Source organism: Veillonella magna (genome assembly GCF_959600285.1).
In the GTDB taxonomy this organism is placed as follows: Bacteria; Bacillota; Negativicutes; order Veillonellales; family Veillonellaceae; genus Veillonella_A; species Veillonella_A magna.
Genome location: NZ_CAUGKU010000008.1, coordinates 16,157 through 35,082 on the forward strand (window position 1 = coordinate 16,157; position 18,926 = coordinate 35,082).

The 18,926-nt window shown below is 47.6% G+C and carries 15 protein-coding genes and 1 other RNA gene; 5 read left to right on the top strand and 11 right to left on the bottom strand.

Features of this window, described 5'->3' with window-relative positions; genetic code table 11:
• Positions 1-228: 228 nt before the first annotated feature.
• The 3 genes from Q5873_RS05695 to Q5873_RS05705 form a co-directional block, all read right to left on the bottom strand.
• Positions 229-1,455: an MFS transporter gene (locus Q5873_RS05695; protein ID WP_303059772.1), complete on the bottom strand. Its 1,227-nt coding sequence runs from the start codon at positions 1,453-1,455 to the stop codon at positions 229-231.
• Between the two features lie 232 nt (positions 1,456-1,687).
• Positions 1,688-2,134, bottom strand: a complete 447-nt coding sequence (locus tag Q5873_RS05700; RefSeq protein ID WP_303059774.1) for a MarR family winged helix-turn-helix transcriptional regulator — start codon at positions 2,132-2,134, stop codon at positions 1,688-1,690.
• Positions 2,135-2,275: 141 nt separating this feature from the next.
• Complete coding sequence (locus Q5873_RS05705; RefSeq protein ID WP_028255077.1) at positions 2,276-2,692, bottom strand: RrF2 family transcriptional regulator; 417 nt, start codon at positions 2,690-2,692, stop codon at positions 2,276-2,278.
• Between the two features lie 206 nt (positions 2,693-2,898).
• Here Q5873_RS05705 and Q5873_RS05710 point away from each other — a divergent pair, with 206 nt between their 5' ends.
• A complete protein-coding gene (locus tag Q5873_RS05710; protein ID WP_288301479.1) occupies positions 2,899-4,266 on the top strand; it encodes an NCS2 family permease in 1,368 nt (455 codons plus the stop codon).
• Between the two features lie 241 nt (positions 4,267-4,507).
• Here Q5873_RS05710 and Q5873_RS05715 read toward each other — a convergent pair whose 3' ends face one another.
• The 7 genes from Q5873_RS05715 to ffs all read right to left on the bottom strand — a co-directional run bounded on the left by Q5873_RS05715 (position 4,508) and on the right by ffs (position 11,803).
• Positions 4,508-5,350 (bottom strand): RluA family pseudouridine synthase, encoded by an 843-nt coding sequence (locus Q5873_RS05715; RefSeq protein ID WP_303059777.1) that lies wholly within the window; start codon positions 5,348-5,350, stop codon positions 4,508-4,510.
• Positions 5,351-5,363: 13 nt separating this feature from the next.
• Positions 5,364-7,949 (bottom strand): 3'-5' exonuclease, encoded by a 2,586-nt coding sequence (locus tag Q5873_RS05720; protein ID WP_303059779.1) that lies wholly within the window; start codon positions 7,947-7,949, stop codon positions 5,364-5,366.
• Between the two features lie 9 nt (positions 7,950-7,958).
• On the bottom strand, positions 7,959-8,198 hold the full coding sequence (locus tag Q5873_RS05725; protein ID WP_028255081.1) for a hypothetical protein: 240 nt from the start codon (positions 8,196-8,198) through the stop codon (positions 7,959-7,961).
• A gap of 10 nt (positions 8,199-8,208) precedes the next feature.
• Positions 8,209-8,799 (bottom strand): recombination mediator RecR, encoded by a 591-nt coding sequence (gene recR / locus Q5873_RS05730; protein ID WP_028255082.1) that lies wholly within the window; start codon positions 8,797-8,799, stop codon positions 8,209-8,211.
• Between the two features lie 20 nt (positions 8,800-8,819).
• Entirely contained in the window at positions 8,820-9,143 is a 324-nt protein-coding gene (locus tag Q5873_RS05735) for a YbaB/EbfC family nucleoid-associated protein (protein ID WP_028255083.1), read from the bottom strand.
• Positions 9,143-11,611: a DNA polymerase III subunit gamma/tau gene (dnaX, locus tag Q5873_RS05740; RefSeq protein ID WP_303059782.1), complete on the bottom strand. Its 2,469-nt coding sequence runs from the start codon at positions 11,609-11,611 to the stop codon at positions 9,143-9,145. Before dnaX ends, Q5873_RS05735 begins: the two co-directional genes overlap by 1 nt.
• A 92-nt stretch (positions 11,612-11,703) precedes the next feature.
• An RNA gene (ffs, locus tag Q5873_RS09715) (signal recognition particle sRNA small type) lies at positions 11,704-11,803 on the bottom strand.
• Positions 11,804-12,044: 241 nt separating this feature from the next.
• Here ffs and Q5873_RS05750 point away from each other — a divergent pair.
• From Q5873_RS05750 to Q5873_RS05760, 3 genes are all read left to right on the top strand, one after another.
• Positions 12,045-12,821, top strand: coding sequence for a tyrosine-type recombinase/integrase (locus Q5873_RS05750; RefSeq protein WP_303059784.1), 777 nt, complete (start codon positions 12,045-12,047; stop codon positions 12,819-12,821).
• A 475-nt stretch (positions 12,822-13,296) separates the two neighbouring features.
• Positions 13,297-14,703, top strand: a complete 1,407-nt coding sequence (locus tag Q5873_RS05755; protein ID WP_303059786.1) for an alanine/glycine:cation symporter family protein — start codon at positions 13,297-13,299, stop codon at positions 14,701-14,703.
• Between the two features lie 256 nt (positions 14,704-14,959).
• Positions 14,960-16,378, top strand: coding sequence for an alanine/glycine:cation symporter family protein (locus Q5873_RS05760; RefSeq protein WP_303059787.1), 1,419 nt, complete (start codon positions 14,960-14,962; stop codon positions 16,376-16,378).
• 200 nt (positions 16,379-16,578) lie between these two features.
• Here the strand turns inward: Q5873_RS05760 and Q5873_RS05765 are convergent, their stop codons facing one another.
• Positions 16,579-17,775: an amidohydrolase gene (locus Q5873_RS05765; protein WP_303059789.1), complete on the bottom strand. Its 1,197-nt coding sequence runs from the start codon at positions 17,773-17,775 to the stop codon at positions 16,579-16,581.
• A 332-nt stretch (positions 17,776-18,107) separates the two neighbouring features.
• Between Q5873_RS05765 and Q5873_RS05770 the strand changes: the two genes are divergently transcribed.
• Positions 18,108-18,914 carry a basic amino acid ABC transporter substrate-binding protein gene (locus tag Q5873_RS05770; protein ID WP_288190547.1) on the top strand — a complete coding sequence of 269 codons (807 nt, stop codon included), beginning with the start codon at positions 18,108-18,110 and terminating at the stop codon, positions 18,912-18,914.
• Positions 18,915-18,926: the final 12 nt, after the last annotated feature.

Genomic DNA, 18,926 nt, shown 5'->3' on the forward strand with positions numbered 1-18,926 from the left:
AGGGACGACATAGCGTCGCCGTCATATATCCAATCAAAGTTAACTGTACATCTCATCTAACATCTTCGATGTACTTTTATTATATCACTCAATCGATATTTTTCAATTTAATTTTATTGTCCCGCGTAACAAAAATAGGAGCCTTCTCGTCGAGAAAGCTCCTATTCTGTACTTAATCTTGTATACAAAAAGCCTAGCTATTATCACTATCTTAAAGGATTCTATATATTATATTTCCCCGGGACGGTTTCTGACCCCAACTACCCATACACGGTATACCCGAATGCCTACTACAGCAAGTAATACACCGGTAATGAGAAATACATATTGGATGCCGATAACCGTAGTAACAATACTGGCAAACAACGGACCTACCATACAGCCAAACTGCTGAGCTGTCGTCGACATGCCGAAGACACGGCCGCGTACACCCGGCTCCGTATTCACCGTAACTGCCGCACTCAAGGAAGGGTTTACACCAACGATAAAGCAGCCTACCAATACCTGAAGCGCACCGAACCACCAAATGCCGAAAGGCAAACTTTGCAATAACAGTACGATGCCCGTACCTGTCAAGGCAAAGGAAATCGCTTTAAAATATCCCTTTCGCTGTCCAAAGGACGCCCATAAATTCGTCGTTACCACACCGGCCATACCGCCGATACTTAAAATCATACCGGACAACATGGCGGCTCCTTCCATAGTGCCTTGCATGCGTCCTACATATAATGCCAAGATCGGTTGCAACATCAAAATAGCCCCTTGCATAATGAAGAAGAGCCACAATAATTCCGTCAGCACTTTCTTGCTGCGCACGATACGCCAATCATCACGAAGCGATGTTTTCTTCGCCTGCTGTCGTTCCTCTTCACTCATCGCTACATGCGGTTCCTTGACAAAGAAATACACCACCGCCGCCGCAACGAAAAGAACAATCCCGGCTACGTAAAATACCGGTCGCATACCGATGACCGATTCTACCATCCCACCTAACGACGGGCCGATAACATTCCCGACGATCAAGCCTGTCTGAAAAATTCCCAAGGCCGTCCCCGCTTTTTCTTGGGGTACACTAAGCGATACCATCGTCATAGCCGCCGGCATAAAGCCATTGGCAAATCCCATCAAGGCGCGCGTCAAGAACAGCTGCCATTGGTCGGTAACCATTCCTGTCAAAATATAGGTAATGCCGATCAACACAGCGGCACGAATAGCCATAATCTTTTTCCCATGTGTATCCGCCATTCGTCCCCAAATAGGAGCCATAATACCGGCCACTAAAAAGGTCACCGAAAATACGACACCGGACCACATGGCAACACTGCCTTCACTGACGCCCAGCTCTAACAAATACACCGGCAAAAACGGAACCAGCATTGTATAGCAAATAGATAATGCCGCCATACAGACGGATAAAATCCATACATTTCGCATACCTCCGGTTGTATGATCCATAGAATCCCTTCCTTCTTCTGCTTTATAACCTTATATATACTAATATATTTATATTACTATATATCCAACATCATAATAACTGTATATCCATAACACTATGATAACGAAATATTTCTGTCACCATAACACTCTATGCAACACAGAAAACTCCTTGAAGCCATACTTCAAGGAGTTCCTACACATACTTCATAGTACATACCGTACCTACACATACCAATTACCGTACATACAACTACACTTTTTGTTCTCGTTTCGTTAATTGAGCCAACATTTTATAAAGTAAACGGTACATCGTTTCAAATTCTTCTTCCGTCAAATGTACTCGCTTTGCCATTTCCCGTGGCACCGATAACGCCTTTTCATGAAGCGCTTCGCCTTCTTCGGTAATAGTAATAATCACCGTACGTTCATCGGCCTTTGACCGTTCCCGCGTCAGAAAGCCTTTCGCTTCCATCTTACGCAACAGCGGCGTCAATGTGCCGGAATCAAGATATAAATACTGTCCCAAGCACTTTACATTCATCTGTTTATGCTCCCACAGCACCATCATAACAATGTACTGCGTATACGTTAAATTCAGCGGATCCAGTAACGGCTGGTAAGCGCGAACTATTTCCTTTGCACAGGCGTACAAGGGAAAGCATAACTGATTTTTTAATGCTAATAAATCGTCATTCATCAGTTTGTTATCTCCTTATACAAAATAATTTATCACAATATAATTCTATACAACTCCCCATAAGATGTCAAGAAAGCAGCGCCTCATAGATAGGTGGAAACGAATAAATGCGCAACCGACACTCGGCGCGCATTCATATCGCTACATATCAAATTTCTTGTCCAATACATCCTGTAACGTAACACCGCTCATATACTCGCGGAACTGCGTTTGCATATGCTCCCATAACGGCAATGTCATACATGTCTTACTGCGAGGGCATTGATTTTCTTCCGTTTCAAGGCAAGCGACCAATGCAATCGAGTCTTCTGCTACGCGGAGAATATCATACACGGTGTAGTCCTTCGGTTCCTTCGTCAACCGGTACCCACCGTACTTACCGCGCACGCTCTTTACGTACCCTGCTGCACTGAGTCTGGCGACGATGCCCTCCAAATATTTATCGGAAATATCCTGACGCTCCGCAATTTCGCGAATCGATACGTTTTTATTTTGGCTATGCTCTGCCAAATCGACAAGTACACGTAATGCATAGCGACCTTTCGTAGAAATCTTCATACTTAATACCCCTTTCAGAGTAGGAATTGATACACACATTATAGCATACCTCATATGCAAAATGAAGAGTCTCCAAGGTATATATTTAGCTATCAGTACGGATAACAACTTTATTGGCTCTCCCCAGAAACGGATGTCCATGGTACAATAAACTTGAAATCAATTTATCAACGATTTCAGAGGTATATTTTTACGGAGGTGTAAAAATGTTAGAAAAACTGTTTGCTCTCCAAGAGAGAAACACCACCGTTAAGACGGAAATCATCGCCGGCTTAACGACCTTTATTACCATGGCCTACATTCTCTTCCTGGCACCTAACATCTTAGGTATTGCCGGCATGGATAAGGATGCGGTACTCATCGCCACTGCCTTGGGCGGCGGTCTTGTAACCATTGCCATGGGCCTTTTTGTTAACTACCCGATTTGCCTGGCACCGGGCGTAGGCCTGCTCGCCTTTTACGCATTCACCGTCGTACTCGGCATGGGTATTCCTTGGCAAACGGCATTAGGTGCTGTCTTCATTTCCGGTATCGTCTTTCTCGTACTGACCTTAACCACCGTGCGCCAAATGATTGTTGAAGGGATTCCGGCTTCAATGAAAATTGCCATTACCGTCGGTATCGGTCTCTTCATTACTATTATAGGTTTAAAATTATCCGGCTTAATGACCATTACCCTTTCGCTGTTACCGGATACGGTGGCACAGGTAGCGGCTACCAAGGGGCATCTAACACCAAGCTCTACGGAAACCTTACTCACCATGGGTAATCTAGCCGATCCGCAAGTACTGCTCGCTCTCTTCGGTTTGTTCTTTACCGCCATTCTCATGGCCCGCCGCGTACAAGGGGCTCTTCTCATCGGTGTTATTGCTACCACTTTGTTGGCCTATATCACCGGTAACGCACAGCTGCCGCAGAACTTCAGTATTATTTCCGTTCCGGATTTTAGTAAAGCTGCGTTCTTCCAGCTGGATATTCCCGGCGCCTTTCATATGGGACTTGTGACGATTATCTTTTCGTTCACCTTTGTAGAATTGTTCGACTCCATGGGTACTTTGATTGGTACCGCTACCAAAGCGGGAATTGCAAAACCGAAGGAAGGTAAATTCCCCGGACTCGGCAAAGCAATGACTGTTGATGCCGTCGGCGTAAGCTTTGGTTCCTTACTCGGTACCAGTACCATTACCGCTTTCGTAGAAAGTGCATCCGGTGTCGGCGCCGGCGGACGTACGGGCTTAACCGCCGTTACCTGCGGTATTATGTTCCTGTTATGTCTTTTCTTCGCACCGATCATCACCTTAGTACCTAACTGCGCTACCTCCCCGGTATTGATTTTGGTAGGTGCCTTGATGATGGAAGCCATTAAAGATATCGATTTCAGCGACTGGACCGAAGGGTTCCCGGCCTTCCTCGTTATTGCATTAATGCCGTTTACTTACAGCATTGCCAACGGTGTGGCTGCCGGTCTTATCGTATATCCGTTGATGAAAATCGTAGCCGGTCGTACAAGCGAAGTAAAATGGATTATGTATCCCCTCGCTCTTATCGTACTCATCCGTTACATTTGGTACTAATTTCCTAGTATACGCATACCTCTGAATCTAAAAAACTCTTACCTACGGGACGCCATCACAAATTGATGGTCACCCAAGGTAAGAGTTTTTTCTTTGCTTAGCTTTCTTTGCCTGGCTTTCTTTATTTAGTTTTCTTTGCCTGGCTGTCTTTATTTAGCTTTCTTCGCTTAGCTTTCTTTATTCATGACCCACAAAGCTATACATTTTCTACTTCATCATATTTGTGGCCTTATACTTATACTTATACTTCTACTACCACGCGCTGACCGGTTCTTAAAGATGTAAAGCACACCTTCGATGCACGCAGAGAAAATGTCTTACCTTCCACCGCCGTTCCGTATAAACCATCGTATCGCAAGGGATGACCGATATGCGCCATGGCTACACGAATTTGATGCGTCTTGCCCGTATAAAGGCGAATGCACACCGTCGATACATCATCGCCGGCAGTGATCACCGTATACGCCGTCTTAGTTAGCTTGCCTTCTTCATGCACTTCGTAATGAATTCCATCCTTGCTGCGCCGCATGGGAAGCTCAATTACGCCGTCACCTTCCAAACGACCTACCACTTCGGCGGTATACCATTTTTCCAGACTATTCTCTTCCAACTGCTGTTGGTACAAGCTCTGGGCCAAGCCGCTTTTTGCCACAATTAAAAGACCGGATGTATCGCGATCCAAACGATTTAGAAAGCGCACCTTGCGCCATTCTTTCTGCGCTTTGAAATACGCCGCAATCCGATTGGCCATGGATTCCTGTCCGGCAGAATTTACCGTCAATCCCACCGGCTTATCGACCATCAACAAATCCTCATCTTCATAGGCAATGGTTAACGGTCCTTCCATCGGTTCGTGATCGATAGTTTCCTTCGGCATCTGCAAACGCAATTCGTCACCGCTCGTTACAATTGTTTTCGGATTCGCCTTTCTGTCATTGACGAGAACTAGCTTTTCTTGAAACAGCGTCTTCATCGCTGACCGCGGATAGCCTTCCGTATCAAGCCACGCTCCCAATGTCATGTTGGTAGCCTCATCGGTAATCAGTCGCACCCAATCATCGGGCCGTTTTGTTTTTCGTGCCATACCTGTGCTCCTTTCACTTACGCTCCACCAGTTCCTTCGGCAAATACGCCAGGAACGGGCTTTCACTCCACGGTGCCCCGCGGTGATTCGTCGTAATATAACTAATGGTCAACTGCTTCTTCGCCCGCGTCAAAGCTACATAAAACAAACGCTTCTCTTCCTCTTCCTTGCCCTCTCGTATGGCCAACATTCCCGGGAAGACACCGACATTCATATTCGCCAAAAACACATAATCAAACTCGCTGCCCTTTGCTTGATGCACCGTGATAATCGGAATACGCGTTTCGTTTTTAATACGCTGATCCGGTTCACCGGCAGTAAGCGCCGCCTGCTGCAATATACGGCGCAGACAATCGGGACCGCTTAGCTCACTTTCTTCTTGCTCCAGCTGTTCCATCATGCGATACAAATCTCGAATATACTCCACTCGTTGTTCCTCACGGGCTTGCTTATAATATTGCAGCACGCCCATGTCATTCATGATGTATGCCAGTAGCTGCGTCGGTCGTTCGCTTTTACTCTTGCGCCGCAATGTAGCCATTTGAGAGGCAATCGTAGCAAAGGCATTTTTGTACGAACCGATTAATGCACGCCGACGATCCGCGGTAGGCTCAATATTCTCCTTCACCGCATACAATAAAAGCAGCGCCGTCGCCCGAATATCATCCAAAGCATTATGCGTCGGCTTGTGATCGATGGGAAAATATTCACTCAAAAATCCCAGCTTATGATTTAACAAATTCGGATAAAACCGGCGATAAATATCGAGCGTATCGTACACCGCACTAAATCTCGGTTGCGGCAAATGATGACGGTGTAACTCACTGCCGAGAATGCTGATATCATAGCCTACGTTATGACCGACGATAACCGCATCCTTGGCAAACTCCACGAAATCGGCTAGCACCGCTTCTGCCGGTTCACCGTGTTCCTTCAACCATTCATCACTAAAGCCATGTACGGCCTGTGAGTCCCCAACGGATTTTGTAGGGCAAATAAATCGCTCGAAGCATTCCGCCTCACTGCCGTCTGCGCCCAACCGAATGGCCGCTATCTGAATAATTTCATCCGTCGTCGTATCCGTTCCCGTGCTTTCCACATCGAAAACAACTACCTTGCCAGCGCTAAGACCTTCCAACAGACGCTGATACGGTTCCCCTTCAAAGATGGCCATGTCGAAGAAATCCGTCAACGTCAATCCGGCCTGGCGCGTGTCCGCACTTTCAATCGCCTGAATACGCGCTTCGCCTATCCCCTTGACATACCGCTTGCTGATACGCTTGGCACTGACGCTGTCATGCGAGTTAAGAAGTAATTTAAAATACGCCATAATGTCCTTAATCTCTTGGCGACGGAAAAATTTAAACTCATCAATGATCATAAACTCCCGTTGTTCTTCCGGCGGCAGATGCACATTTAAATTGGCAAACAACCGACTCAAATATTGAGCTCGCTTATTGTTGCGTACCAAGATACCTACATTGCTGTCCTTCGGCAAGCTGCGTATGGCATCGAAAATATACGCCCCTTCCTTCCATTCCGTCGGTGCGCCATGAATCGTAATAGGCGTTCCCGCATCACCGGTCACGGCGTACGGCGTTTCCTCATAGAAATCATCAATAATATCCGGGAACATCGCCTGCAGCACGGCCAGCGATGCTTTGAACAAGGTTTGGTTCGCCCGGTAATTTTCATAAAAGACCACCGTCATCGGCGAAAACTCATCGCGATAGGCTTTCAGCAAGGCCAACGGATCCGAACCGCGCCACTCGTAAATCGTTTGGAAATAATCACCGCATAGCAGCACATGATTGCCCTGCCACAACACTTTCATCACTTCGCACTCCAGCGCACTGGTATCCTGCATTTCATCAATGGCAATATACTTGTACCGCCGCTGCCAACGATGACGCACCTCTTCATTTTGAAACAGGCGATGCACGCGAGTAATCAAATCCGTAAAATCCACACCGTGTACCTGCTGCAACGCTTCCTCATAAGCTACCATGATTCTGTATCCGTCATACTCAAAACGACGCTGCACATCACCCATGATAAAACTATCTGCACCGCCTAACAAGCGAAGCATAGTTTGTTTTTCTTCCGCATAGGCCCGGCGAATGGTGTGCTTATAATCCTCGGTAGAGCTGTCCGAATAGAAACCGTACCGCGAACGGGCTTCCTTCACCCAAGCCACCAAATTTTGGAACTCTATGTCCTTCATGCCTGCCGGCTTTAACGGTGCCAACAGCTCCTTGCAATCTTCCTCGTCATAAATGGTAATATCCGTAAACAGATCATCCTGTCTCTTGCTTTCCTCTGCAAGCAGGGCATAACAAAAGCTGTGAAAGGTACTTACTTCCACAGCCTTCGCCTTAGGACCTACCTTGCCGGCGATGCGTTCCTTCATTTCACGACATGCCTTATTGGTAAAAGTCATGCATAAAATTTCTTCACCGGCGGCGCGGCCGCTTTCAATAATATGCGCCACGCGATAGGCCAATGTATTTGTTTTTCCTGTGCCTGCCGAGGCCAACAAGAGAATGTTGCGATCCAGCTCATTTACAATTCGCTGTTGAGCTGCATTCAATCGTACCATTCTCTACTCCTACGCACCAAAATAATCCCATAATCCTACGGCTACAATCGGCAGCGGTCCGAACAATGCCATAAGCGCCCACATCATAATTCCCAAATCGATGGGAATACCGAAGTACGCCGTGGCAATATAATACGCCGCATACCCGGTAATCACGTGAATGATTACCTTCTTCACCGTATAAAACGCTAATTTAAAAAGTACAATGACCGCAATAACGCCCAAAATACCTTGCATTGTAATATCCATCAAAAACGCCTCACATCTCTTGACGATTGGTTACCGCCCCGCCTAAGGTGACCTCATCGGCGTATTCAATATCGCCGCCGACCGGTACACCGCGGGCAATGCGGGTGACCTTAATCCCGCTGGGTTGTAAAAGACGGGCAATGTACAGCGCCGTCGCTTCCCCTTCCACATCGGGATCCGTCGCCAAAATTACTTCGTTTACCACACCGTCCCGAAGCCGAGCAATCAATTCTTTAATGCGAATATCGCCGGCACCGATGCCTTCCATCGGCGACAAAGCTCCTTCCAATACATGATATAAACCCTTGTAGTCGCCGCTGCGTTCGATAGCCATCACGTCGCGCGATGTTTCCACCACGCAAATCGTCGTGTGGTCACGGTTTTCGTTAGCACAGAATTCACAAGGATCCTGCGCCGATAAATTAAAGCAAATCGAACAATGCTTGGTAGCTTCCTTCGCCGCCGTAATCGTCGCCACCAATCGATCCACCTCTTCCGGTGGCAACTCCACCAGATGATACGCCAACCGACGAGCCGACTTCGCACCGATGCCGGGCAAACGACGCAGCTCCTCTACCAAACGTTCCAATGCGTTCGTCATGTTACTGCCTACCTTAGTTCTTAGAACATACCCGGCAATTTCAAACCGCCCGTTACTTTGCTCATTTCCTGAGACAACATGTCATCCACTTTTTTGGACGCTTCGTTAACAGCCGCCAAAATCAAATCTTCTAACATTTCCACATCTTCCGGATCTACCGTAGCCGGATCGATTTTAATGGACTGTACCAATTTTTCACCGTTCATCACAACGGATACAACACCGCCGCCAACGGATGCATCTACGGTACGCGTCTTTAACTCTTCCTGCATCTTTGCCATTTCAGCCTGCATTTTCTGTACTTTTTTCATCATGCCCTGCATGTTACCCATATTACCGAACATTATTTGTCCTCCTGATCATCATCTATTACTTCTACATATATATCATTACCGTCCGCCGCCGCTTGTGCGAGGGCCCCGAGTAATACCGGATTGGCCAGCTCCTCTTCACGACAATGGTTAGGATCCCATTTGGGGAGCTTCGTTATATCCACTGTTGCTTCATCGGATGGCTTTGTCACAATCATGCCGCTGCCGAAATCATCCACATCGGCCGGTAACCCATCAACGCGTTCCCGCATTGCATGGGGCGTATCACCGGATGCCTTTGCTTCATCGCCACCGGTTTTCGCCTGGTCAGTTGCGGTTTGACCGACTACCTTACGCGCACCGACCGAAGCGGTATCCGTCGGCGCAGTATGCGGCACCGTACCCCTAACCGTAGTATGCGCCGGCGCATCGTTAGCCGTAGCACGCTCTACTCTATCATTGGCACCGGTATCTGCCGATGCCGTAACAGCTGCCGTAGATTCCTTCGTCGGTACTGCCGGATGTTCCTTAGATGCTGCGCCGTGTCCGCCACCGCCTCGTGCCGCTGCACGATAGGACTTATCCTCCGGCGTATTGCTGCCAACGGCCAGCACCGTCACCGCATGACCCATCACCGCAGAAAACGCCTGCGTGGCTTCCTTCACTACCTTATCGGTAGTAGCCATTTTCACATTGAAATCCGTATTAAAGGCAATCACCGCTTTGGTGTTATCTACATAAATGAGTTGCCCCATCCGATAAAAGCCGGCACTCATAAGCATTTTTTTGCCCTGCATCCATTGTAACACACGGCCCTGAATTCCTCTATACTCACCGGGCGGTAAAATTCCTTCGCCAATCTCTGCAGCCACACCGCTGCTGGTAGTCCCTAAGGTACTGAACGTCGGTGCCGTTCCTGCTGACGTATGCGTCTCTGTTTCTCTTTGTGATTGTGGTGGCACAGCTCCTATACCGTTTGACACAGGCGAAGCACTTGCCTTCGACGGAGGCGGTACCTGACCTACCCTGTGCGTCGGCTGCTGCGGCGATTGTTGTGGTATCTGTCCCCGCGGCGGAATCGTACCCGGTTTTCCCGGCGGCACCGTACCCGGTTTTCTCGGTGGTACTATGCCCGGTATCCCCAGCGGTACGCTTCCCGGTTGACTCGGCATTGTCACGTTCTGCGTTGCCATTTGTGGCTGTGCCATACGCATAGCCCCGGTCGTGTTCGATTCGGTCGCAGTAACAGCGGACGTATCTATTGACGGTCCTTGCCCACTACCGGCAGGACTAATCGCTACACCGCACTCTACCGAATGTTCCAGCTGTGACAACCGCGTTTTCAAACCATCATCGTCCGCATCCAACCTAAATTCTATTGCAGCCAAGCGATCTTCCAATTCACTGTCGCTGACACGCGCTCGTGCCGCCAACGCCAGCAAACCTACCTCGATAACCGTGCGCGGATTATCTACGCGCTTCGCATCATTTTGAATTGACTGCAAGGCTCGCACATAGCTGTCAATCTGACCGGCCGAGATGGCCTGTACCTGTGCCTCGAAATCGTCCTTGAAGGAATCGTAAATTTGTAGCTCCTCCGCCTCAGGCATAACCTTTGCCACCAACAACGCTCGTAAATGTTCGGTCAAGGCCGACACCATTTGCTTCGTATCGCGTCCTTCCGAAAGTGCCGATTGAATAGCCAAGAGCATAGCCGCCCCGTCACCGTGCATGATATGCGACACCATGTCGATAACCCATTTCTTACTGACAAGCCCGATCATGGATTCTACATGGGCAATGGTGATCACATCATCCGTCATGCCCGAACACTGGTCGAGAATACTCAGTGCATCGCGAAGTCCTCCGTCCGCATGCACCGCGATAAGCCGTGCCGCTTTGGGATCAAGCTGTATGCCACTACCTTCGGCTACATGTAACAAATGCTCCGTAATATCCTGCGCCGTAATGCGACGGAAGGTATAGCGTTGACACCTGGACAAAATCGTAACCGGAATCTTCTCCGGTTCCGTCGTCGCAAAAATAAACATAATATGTGCCGGTGGCTCTTCGATTGTCTTAAGTAAAGCATTCCACGCTTCGTTTGTCAGCATGTGCGCTTCGTCGATAATAAAAATTTTCTTGCGCCCCTCTACGGGCATAAACTTTGCACTTTCACGGAGCGCTCGCACTTCATCAATACCTCGATTTGATGCGGCATCAATTTCAAGCACATCCATAGAACGACCTTCGAGAATTTGTTTACACGAAGTACATTCGTTACACGGATGATCCGTCGGTCCCTTTTCACAATTAATGGCGCGAGCAAAAATTTTTGCAATGCTCGTCTTACCCGTACCGCGCGGTCCGGAGAACAAATACGCATGCGCTACCTTGTCCTCGCGGATAGCCCGCATCAACGTTTCGCTCACTTGCTTTTGTCCGACTACATCCGTAAAATCCTTCGGCCGCCACCGCCGATACAATGCCATATAGCTCATGACGATTCTCTCCTTTCCCGTTAAATTTTATCCGTATATGAAAAAAAGCAGCGCTATCGCTGCTTTACTACTCATAGCACTCGATTATGACAGTTCCACAGGTACCCTCGTGGCACAAAGAGGTTACCGCTTAGTGCTGCTATCTCTCGATCCTGACACGGTTCACAGGCCTCCCTTGCACGAGCCCCGCAGAACTGCCATAATCCAATGCTATGGATGATTAGCTATATTATTATATAACGAATCATTAACTGTGACAAGGGGAAAGAAATCGAAGACGATATGAAGCTCGACGAAGAGCGTATTCTCCATGCTCGTGCTCTTTCAAAAAAAGAAAAAATATATGATCATAACGAAGTGTGGAAAGAGGTCAATCTATGAAATAATACAAATAGATTACTTTGTACAGCACCGACCGCAAGGAGGATTCTCTATGCTGGAACAAATCACAGGCAACGAATTATTTCATAACTACTACAAACGTTGGATACAAGTATATAAGGAAGGTGCCATCCGTCCCGTGACCATGGCAAAATATACCATGACACATGCTTGGCTAACACGGCTCATTCCTCACTTAGCGATTAAGGATATGAACCGCATTACCTATCAACAGCTCCTTAATGATTACGCCGCCGAACATGAACGACAGACCACCTTGGACTTTCATCATCAGCTGAAAGCGGCGATCCTCGATGCCGTTGATGAAGGACTCATCAGTCGCGATCCTACCCGCAAAGCTATTATCAAAGGTAAATCGCCGCGCACTAAAAAGCCAAAGTACCTAAACCAATTTGAGCTACACACACTACTCGCCAACCTTCCCCTATCATCGTCCATTAGTTGGGAATGGTTTATCCTACTCATTGCCAAAACAGGAATGCGCTTTTCCGAAGCCTTGGCATTAACACCAAAAGACTTTGACTTCTCGCATCAATTGCTGACTGTCAACAAAACATGGGACTACAAGGGCAACGGTGGATTCTTACCTACCAAAAACAAATCATCCGTCCGTAAAATTCCCTTAGACTGGCAAACCATCATCCAGTTTTCTCAGCTATTAAAGGATAAAGATGAGACGCTTCCCATCTTCGTTTCACCGAACGAAAAAATTTATAATTCTACCATCAACCATAAACTGGAACGCTATTGCCGACGCGCTCGCATTCCCATCATCTTCTTTTTTATTTTTTCTTTTCCCACCCCATAAAAAATAGCTAGCGCAAGCTAGCCAATAATCTGGTCTTGTGTAGTGTTTGTCTTGTTATAGTTGTAGTCTGGTCTTAGTTTAGTCTGGTCTTGGTCTAGTCTAGGTATGTGACCACATTGTGTATCATGCACTGTATCATCCCCTGTGTCATACTCTATGTCATACAGTGTATCACGTAGTGTGTCATGCGCTGTATCACGACGTGTGTCATAGGGTGTGTCATATGCTGTGTCACGTAGTGTGTCATAGGGTGTGTCATGTGCTGTGTCACCATCTGTATCATCTCTTTTTAACGGAACGACCTGGGTACATATTGTACGAAACATTGTACCCTAACCCGTTCCGTTACTTCTTTACTATGCAACATCGTTCCTTGGTTACGATAGACTCTGCATAGCAAAAATCTATTCATAACATATACTCCTATAGTATAATGATTTCTATATGTATTTTTGTTTGCGAAGGGAGAGTAATAATGGACGCGCTACTTAATCAAGCAGTCACAACAATTAACGGATTTCTTTGGGACTATATCATCATTGCTTTATTAATCGGAGCAGGCTTTTGGTTTACCTGCACCACGAAGTTTACACAGATCACGCAAATCCCCGAAATGATTCGCCTTCTGAAAGCAGGCGTTGGCAAGAAAACAACGGGCAACGAAATTTCTTCGTTTCAAGCCTTTTGTATCAGCGTTGCTTCTCATGTAGGGGTAGGTAACATTGCCGGTATTGCCATTGCCGTTGTACTCGGCGGACCGGGTGCTGTCTTTTGGATGTGGTTCATCGCTGTTCTCGGCGCAGCAACGTCGTTTGTAGAATGTACGCTGGCGCAGATTTACAAGGAGCCCTTACCCGGTGGCGGTTTTCACGGCGGTCCTGCCTACTACATTCGTCACGGTCTTAAAAGTCCGGCACTCGCCGTAGGCTTTGCCATACTCATCAGCGTAACCTACGGACTCATCTATAATTCCGTACAAGCCAACACGATTGCTGCGTCCCTGTCTACCTTCGGTGTGTCTCCGGAAGTATCCGGCCTCGGCGTTGCACTCTTAACAGCCATTGCCGTCTTCGGCGGCAGCGCGCGCATTGCCAAGTTTACGGAATGGTTGGTGCCGATTATGGCAGGCTTGTATATTTTGACAGCTCTCTTCGTTGTACTCATGAACATCACCGCATTGCCTCATGTGTTGGCAACGGTAGTAAGCTCTGCATTTTCCTATGATGCAGCCGGCGGCGGTCTCATGGGTGCGGCTCTTATGAATGGTATTAAGCGCGGCCTCTTCTCGAACGAAGCCGGCGAAGGTTCCGTACCGAACGCAGCCGCTACAGCCGATGTCACTCATCCGGCGCGGCAAGGATTGGTGCAAGCCTTCGGCGTTTTCGTAGACACGTTTTTCATTTGTACCTCATCGGCGTTCATCGTGCTCATGTCCGGCAACTATACCAACGGTCTTACCGGCATTGCCCTCATTCAGCACGACCTGGGTATGCAGCTCGGTTCGTGGGCACCCGGCGTGTTAGCGCTTTTCGTATTCATGTTTGCCTTCAGCTCCGTCATCGGCAACTATGTGTACGGTGAAATCAACACGCTTCATCTGTTCAAGAAGCGTATCTATCTTCACGTGTTCCGCATCATGGTTATTACCATGGTGTACTTCGGCTCCACCGCTTCCCTCAGCTTGGTTTGGAACTTAGCCGATCTATTCATGGCTTTCATGGTTCTCACCAATGTCACCTCCATCTTGGCGTTGGGCAAACAAGCCTTACTGGCGCTCAAAGATTATAAAGAGCAACGAGCACGCGGCGTAGCCGATCCTACTTTTAATCGCGCCATCTTGCCGAAGCAGGACGGCATCGTATGGTGGGACGGAACGAAGTAATCTATACTTTTATCTCATAGGCACGCTATTTATAAACCTAAAGAATCAAATAGAGTCACAAGAAAGGACACGCATAGTGCGTGTCCTTTTTGTATTTACAAGTATCTTCCATTCCTCACATATATCTATATCTAAAATGTATCGTCACAACGTTCTTTTGTATGTACGATTTTCCACAGTCTATAGTATAATGAATTGAATTTATAATTCCTATATATTATTATTTATAGTTTTAAAAGAGAGGGGAGTTTGTGTTATGGATGCATTAAACAATCTTGTCAACACAATTAACGGCTTCCTATGGGATTACATCATCATCGTACTTCTCATCGGTGCCGGCTTCTGGTTTACCTTGATCACAAAATTTGTGCAGCTGCGTCGGCTGCGGGAAATGGTGCGCCTGTTAGGTGAAGGCATCGGTGTAAAAACCGCAGGCAATACGATTTCTTCGTTCCAAGCCTTTTGCGTAAGTACTGCCTCCCGCGTTGGTGTGGGCAACATCGCCGGTATCGCCATCGCTGTTGTACTCGGCGGACCGGGTGCTATTTTCTGGATGTGGTTCATCGCTTTCATCGGGGCGGCCACCGGTTTTATCGAAAGCACCTTGGCGCAGATTTACAAAGAGCCTACTAAGGGTGGCGGCTTTCACGGCGGTCCTGCCTACTATATTCGCTATGGTCTCAAGAGCCCTGCCTTGGCATTTCTCTTTGCCGTACTCATCAGTGTTACCTATGGTTTGATTTATAATTCTGTACAGGCTAATACCATTTCCGCATCGCTGAAAACATTTAATGTAGATCCTATGCTGTGCGGCATCGTAGTTGCCGTCTTAACAGCCATTTCCATTTTCGGCGGTGTAGCGCGCATTGCCAAAATAACGGAATGGATCGTGCCGATTATGGCCGGTATTTATATTTTAACGGCACTGTACATCGTGCTCATGAACATCGGCGAATTGCCTGCTGTATTTGCAGCCATTTTCACAAAAGCGTTTACCTTTGACGCTGCCAGCGGCGGTTTCTTCGGTGCCGCCCTTATGAACGGCATCAAGCGCGGCCTCTTCTCGAACGAAGCCGGTGAAGGTTCCGTACCGAACGCAGCCGCTACGGCGGATGTATCCCACCCGGCAAAGCAAGGTCTGATTCAAAGCTTCGGTGTATTCGTAGATACCTTCCTCATTTGTACCGCATCGGCATTCATCGTAATGGTATCCGGCAACTATGAAACATCCGGACTCACCGGTATTGCCCTCGTGCAGCATGACCTAGGCTTACAGCTTGGCTCTTGGGCACCGGGCGTAATGGTTATCTTCATCTTCATGTTTGCCTTCAGCTCCATCATCGGCAACTACTATTACGGCGAAATCAATATCTTACATTTATCTAAGAACCGCGTGTACCTCAACATCTTCCGCGTATTCGTGGTAGCCATGGTGTACTTCGGTTCCACTGCTTCCTTAAATCTTGTATGGAACTTGGCGGACCTTTTCATGGCCTTCTTGGTATTGACTAATATCTTATCTATTCTCGTACTCGGTCGCTTGGCCATCATCGCCCTCAACGATTACTTCCGTCAAAAGGAAGTGGGCATCGAAGAACCTGTTTTCGATCGCTCCATCTTACCGAATCTGGAAGGTGTCGTATGGTGGCATAAGGATGCCAAACATCCGGAATAAACTAGCGAACCCACTTGCTTGGACACACTGAAATACAAACGAAACGACTAGCAACATACTGACTAAACGGCTAGCGACATACTGACTAAACGGCTAGTAACATGCTAATGAAAAGACCCCTCGGCGAATTGCCGAGGGGTCTTGCTGTATCATTTAGCGTCTGCCGATACGTATCCTTTTTATTTTTGCTGCTATCCTTTTTATTTTTGCTGCGCCATAAATTCTTTTTTAATGGCCGCCAGTTCTTCCGGATGTTGTGCCAAGCGAAGCATGGTATGAATGATCATGTCAGACGCTTCGTTAATGGTCGTTTCGATGGTAGGTTCTTCCATGGCTGCGGCAAATTCTTTGGTGTGACACACTTTATCGTCACCTTTGAGTCGCAGCTCCGGATGAAAGGCAGGACACACATAGCTGACGTTCCCGATATCGGAGCTGCCGATTTCCGTCGGATGACCGGTAACATAAGGAATGGAAAGACTGTCAATAACTTCTTCGATAATGGCCGTCCCCGTTTCGTTCCACCGCATATTATCGTATTTCTGTCCAAACTGCGTTACCGTGTGCGTAGTCCCTGTTGCCAGTGCTGCCCCTTCCAAGCATTTCATAACACGGGCCACCACCGTATCGAGATACGCCCGTTCCGTATGGCGCACGCATACTTCGATTTCTGCGTAATCGGGAATAATATTGGAAGCACTGCCGCCTTTTACAATGTAATAGCCGATACGCGTTTCCGGTCGCACCTGCTGACGGAGCATATCCAATGCTTGTAAAGCTAACTGCGCCCCGTTCAATGCATTAATACCGTTCCACGGTTCGCCTGCGGCATGCGCCGGCTTACCATGAAAGGCCACCCGGTAATCATCTAAGGCCAAGAAATCCGCATTGGCTCTTGTTTCCACACCGGCCATATGCACCATCATAGCAAAGTCATAGCCATCAAAGACACCGGCCTTTACCAAATCCACCTTACCGCCGGCAGCTTCTTCATCCGGTGTGCCGATGATGTCTACATCGACGCCGAGGTCGTTGCCGTTCTCTGCCAACTGCGCAGCCAAGGCGTGTAATGTCAACGCCGCCAACACACTGGAGGATCCGCTGGCACAATGACCGCACGCATGACCAATCTCCGGCAATGCATCGTATTCACATAAAATAGCCAGGCGTCCTTGCGGTTGACTGCTGCGCACCACCACTGCTTTAAAAGCCGTAGGCAAACCGGCCAATTCTCTCGTCACCGTCATGCCATGTGTTTCCAACACATCACAAATCAGCGCGGCCGATTTAAATTCTTGCGATGAAATTTCCGGGTTCTTAGCCAATGTATAGTTAATCGTATAGGCTTCCTTCGCCAGTTCTTGGCGCAAGGATGTAGCCTGTGCTTCTAATGTCATAGTGAGTCATCCTTTCTTCGTTCAATCATATAAAACTATTTACATACTCTGCGCAATCATAAGTGATTTTATTTTACACCGTTTATGCATAGACTTCAACTCACACCCTACGATTCTCATCGGTAAAACAATTTTCTTTCCATCGGTTATTCTGTGTTGTATTCAGTGTTTTACTATATATATCGCCATTGTATTTACAGCCTACAGCAAATTCGTATATCAAATTTTTATACATAAAACCATTGATATTTATACACCCAAGCAGTATAATGAGGGCAGTTAGTAATTCACCCCTACGTAAGGGGACGCATCACACAAAGGGGGACATCATCATGTCATCATTTTTCTCTTCATTAACAAAGAAATCAGCAACTAAAAAATTATTGTGTCTTGCCGGTGCCGCTATGCTCACCGTTGGCTTGTTAGGCGGTTGCGGCTCCGATACTTCTTCCGGGGAGCCGCAAAAGGTACTCCGTGTCGGTTCGGAAACAACCTTCCCTCCTTTCGAATTTACGGAAGGCGATACATACGTAGGCTTCGATATTGACCTCGCCGATGCCTTAGCTAAAAAGATGGGATACAAAATGGAGTTCAAGAGCATGGGCTTCGATGCGTTGATTCCGGCACTACAAAGCAATGACATCGACATGATCGCCGCCGGCATCAATGCCACACCGGAACGCGCCAAGGCTGTTATTTTCAGTGAACCGTACTTTAAAGAAGGCGGCTTCATCGTTGTTACCAGAAAGGACAACACTACCATTAACGGTATGAAGGACCTGGAAGGCAAACGCATCGTAACGCAGATTGGTACCATCCCTACAGATATGGCGAAGAAAATTCCTAACACCACCGTTAAGGAAGTAGACAGCAACTCCCAGATTTTCAACGAACTGAATGCCGGCACCGCCGATGCAACTATCCTCGACAACGCCGTTGCTATGTACTATCTCAAACAAGGGGCTGACAAAGAATTGCGCTTAGCCGGTACACCTACCGATCCTGAAGGTACGGTATGGGCTTTCAGAAAGAGCGATACCGAATTGCGCGACAAAGCTAACAAAGCCTTGGAAGAGCTTAAAAAAGACGGCACCTACCAGAAGATTTACGAAAAATGGTTCGGTGCGCAGAAAAAATAATAAAGCAACACA

Excerpts from the sequence above, each read along its gene's own strand:
- Q5873_RS05695 (WP_303059772.1), bottom strand. The coding sequence starts at position 1,455 with ATGGATCATACAACCGGAGGTATGCGAAATGTATGGATTTTATCCGTC.
- Q5873_RS05700 (WP_303059774.1), bottom strand. The coding sequence starts at position 2,134 with ATGAATGACGATTTATTAGCATTAAAAAATCAGTTATGCTTTCCCTTG.
- Q5873_RS05705 (WP_028255077.1), bottom strand. The coding sequence starts at position 2,692 with ATGAAGATTTCTACGAAAGGTCGCTATGCATTACGTGTACTTGTCGAT.
- Q5873_RS05710 (WP_288301479.1), top strand. The coding sequence starts at position 2,899 with ATGTTAGAAAAACTGTTTGCTCTCCAAGAGAGAAACACCACCGTTAAG.
- Q5873_RS05715 (WP_303059777.1), bottom strand. The coding sequence starts at position 5,350 with ATGGCACGAAAAACAAAACGGCCCGATGATTGGGTGCGACTGATTACC.
- Q5873_RS05720 (WP_303059779.1), bottom strand. The coding sequence starts at position 7,949 with ATGGTACGATTGAATGCAGCTCAACAGCGAATTGTAAATGAGCTGGAT.
- Q5873_RS05725 (WP_028255081.1), bottom strand. The coding sequence starts at position 8,198 with ATGGATATTACAATGCAAGGTATTTTGGGCGTTATTGCGGTCATTGTA.
- recR (WP_028255082.1), bottom strand. The coding sequence starts at position 8,799 with ATGACGAACGCATTGGAACGTTTGGTAGAGGAGCTGCGTCGTTTGCCC.
- Q5873_RS05735 (WP_028255083.1), bottom strand. The coding sequence starts at position 9,143 with ATGTTCGGTAATATGGGTAACATGCAGGGCATGATGAAAAAAGTACAG.
- dnaX (WP_303059782.1), bottom strand. The coding sequence starts at position 11,611 with ATGAGCTATATGGCATTGTATCGGCGGTGGCGGCCGAAGGATTTTACG.
- Q5873_RS05750 (WP_303059784.1), top strand. The coding sequence starts at position 12,045 with ATGCTGGAACAAATCACAGGCAACGAATTATTTCATAACTACTACAAA.
- Q5873_RS05755 (WP_303059786.1), top strand. The coding sequence starts at position 13,297 with ATGGACGCGCTACTTAATCAAGCAGTCACAACAATTAACGGATTTCTT.
- Q5873_RS05760 (WP_303059787.1), top strand. The coding sequence starts at position 14,960 with ATGGATGCATTAAACAATCTTGTCAACACAATTAACGGCTTCCTATGG.
- Q5873_RS05765 (WP_303059789.1), bottom strand. The coding sequence starts at position 17,775 with ATGACATTAGAAGCACAGGCTACATCCTTGCGCCAAGAACTGGCGAAG.
- Q5873_RS05770 (WP_288190547.1), top strand. The coding sequence starts at position 18,108 with ATGTCATCATTTTTCTCTTCATTAACAAAGAAATCAGCAACTAAAAAA.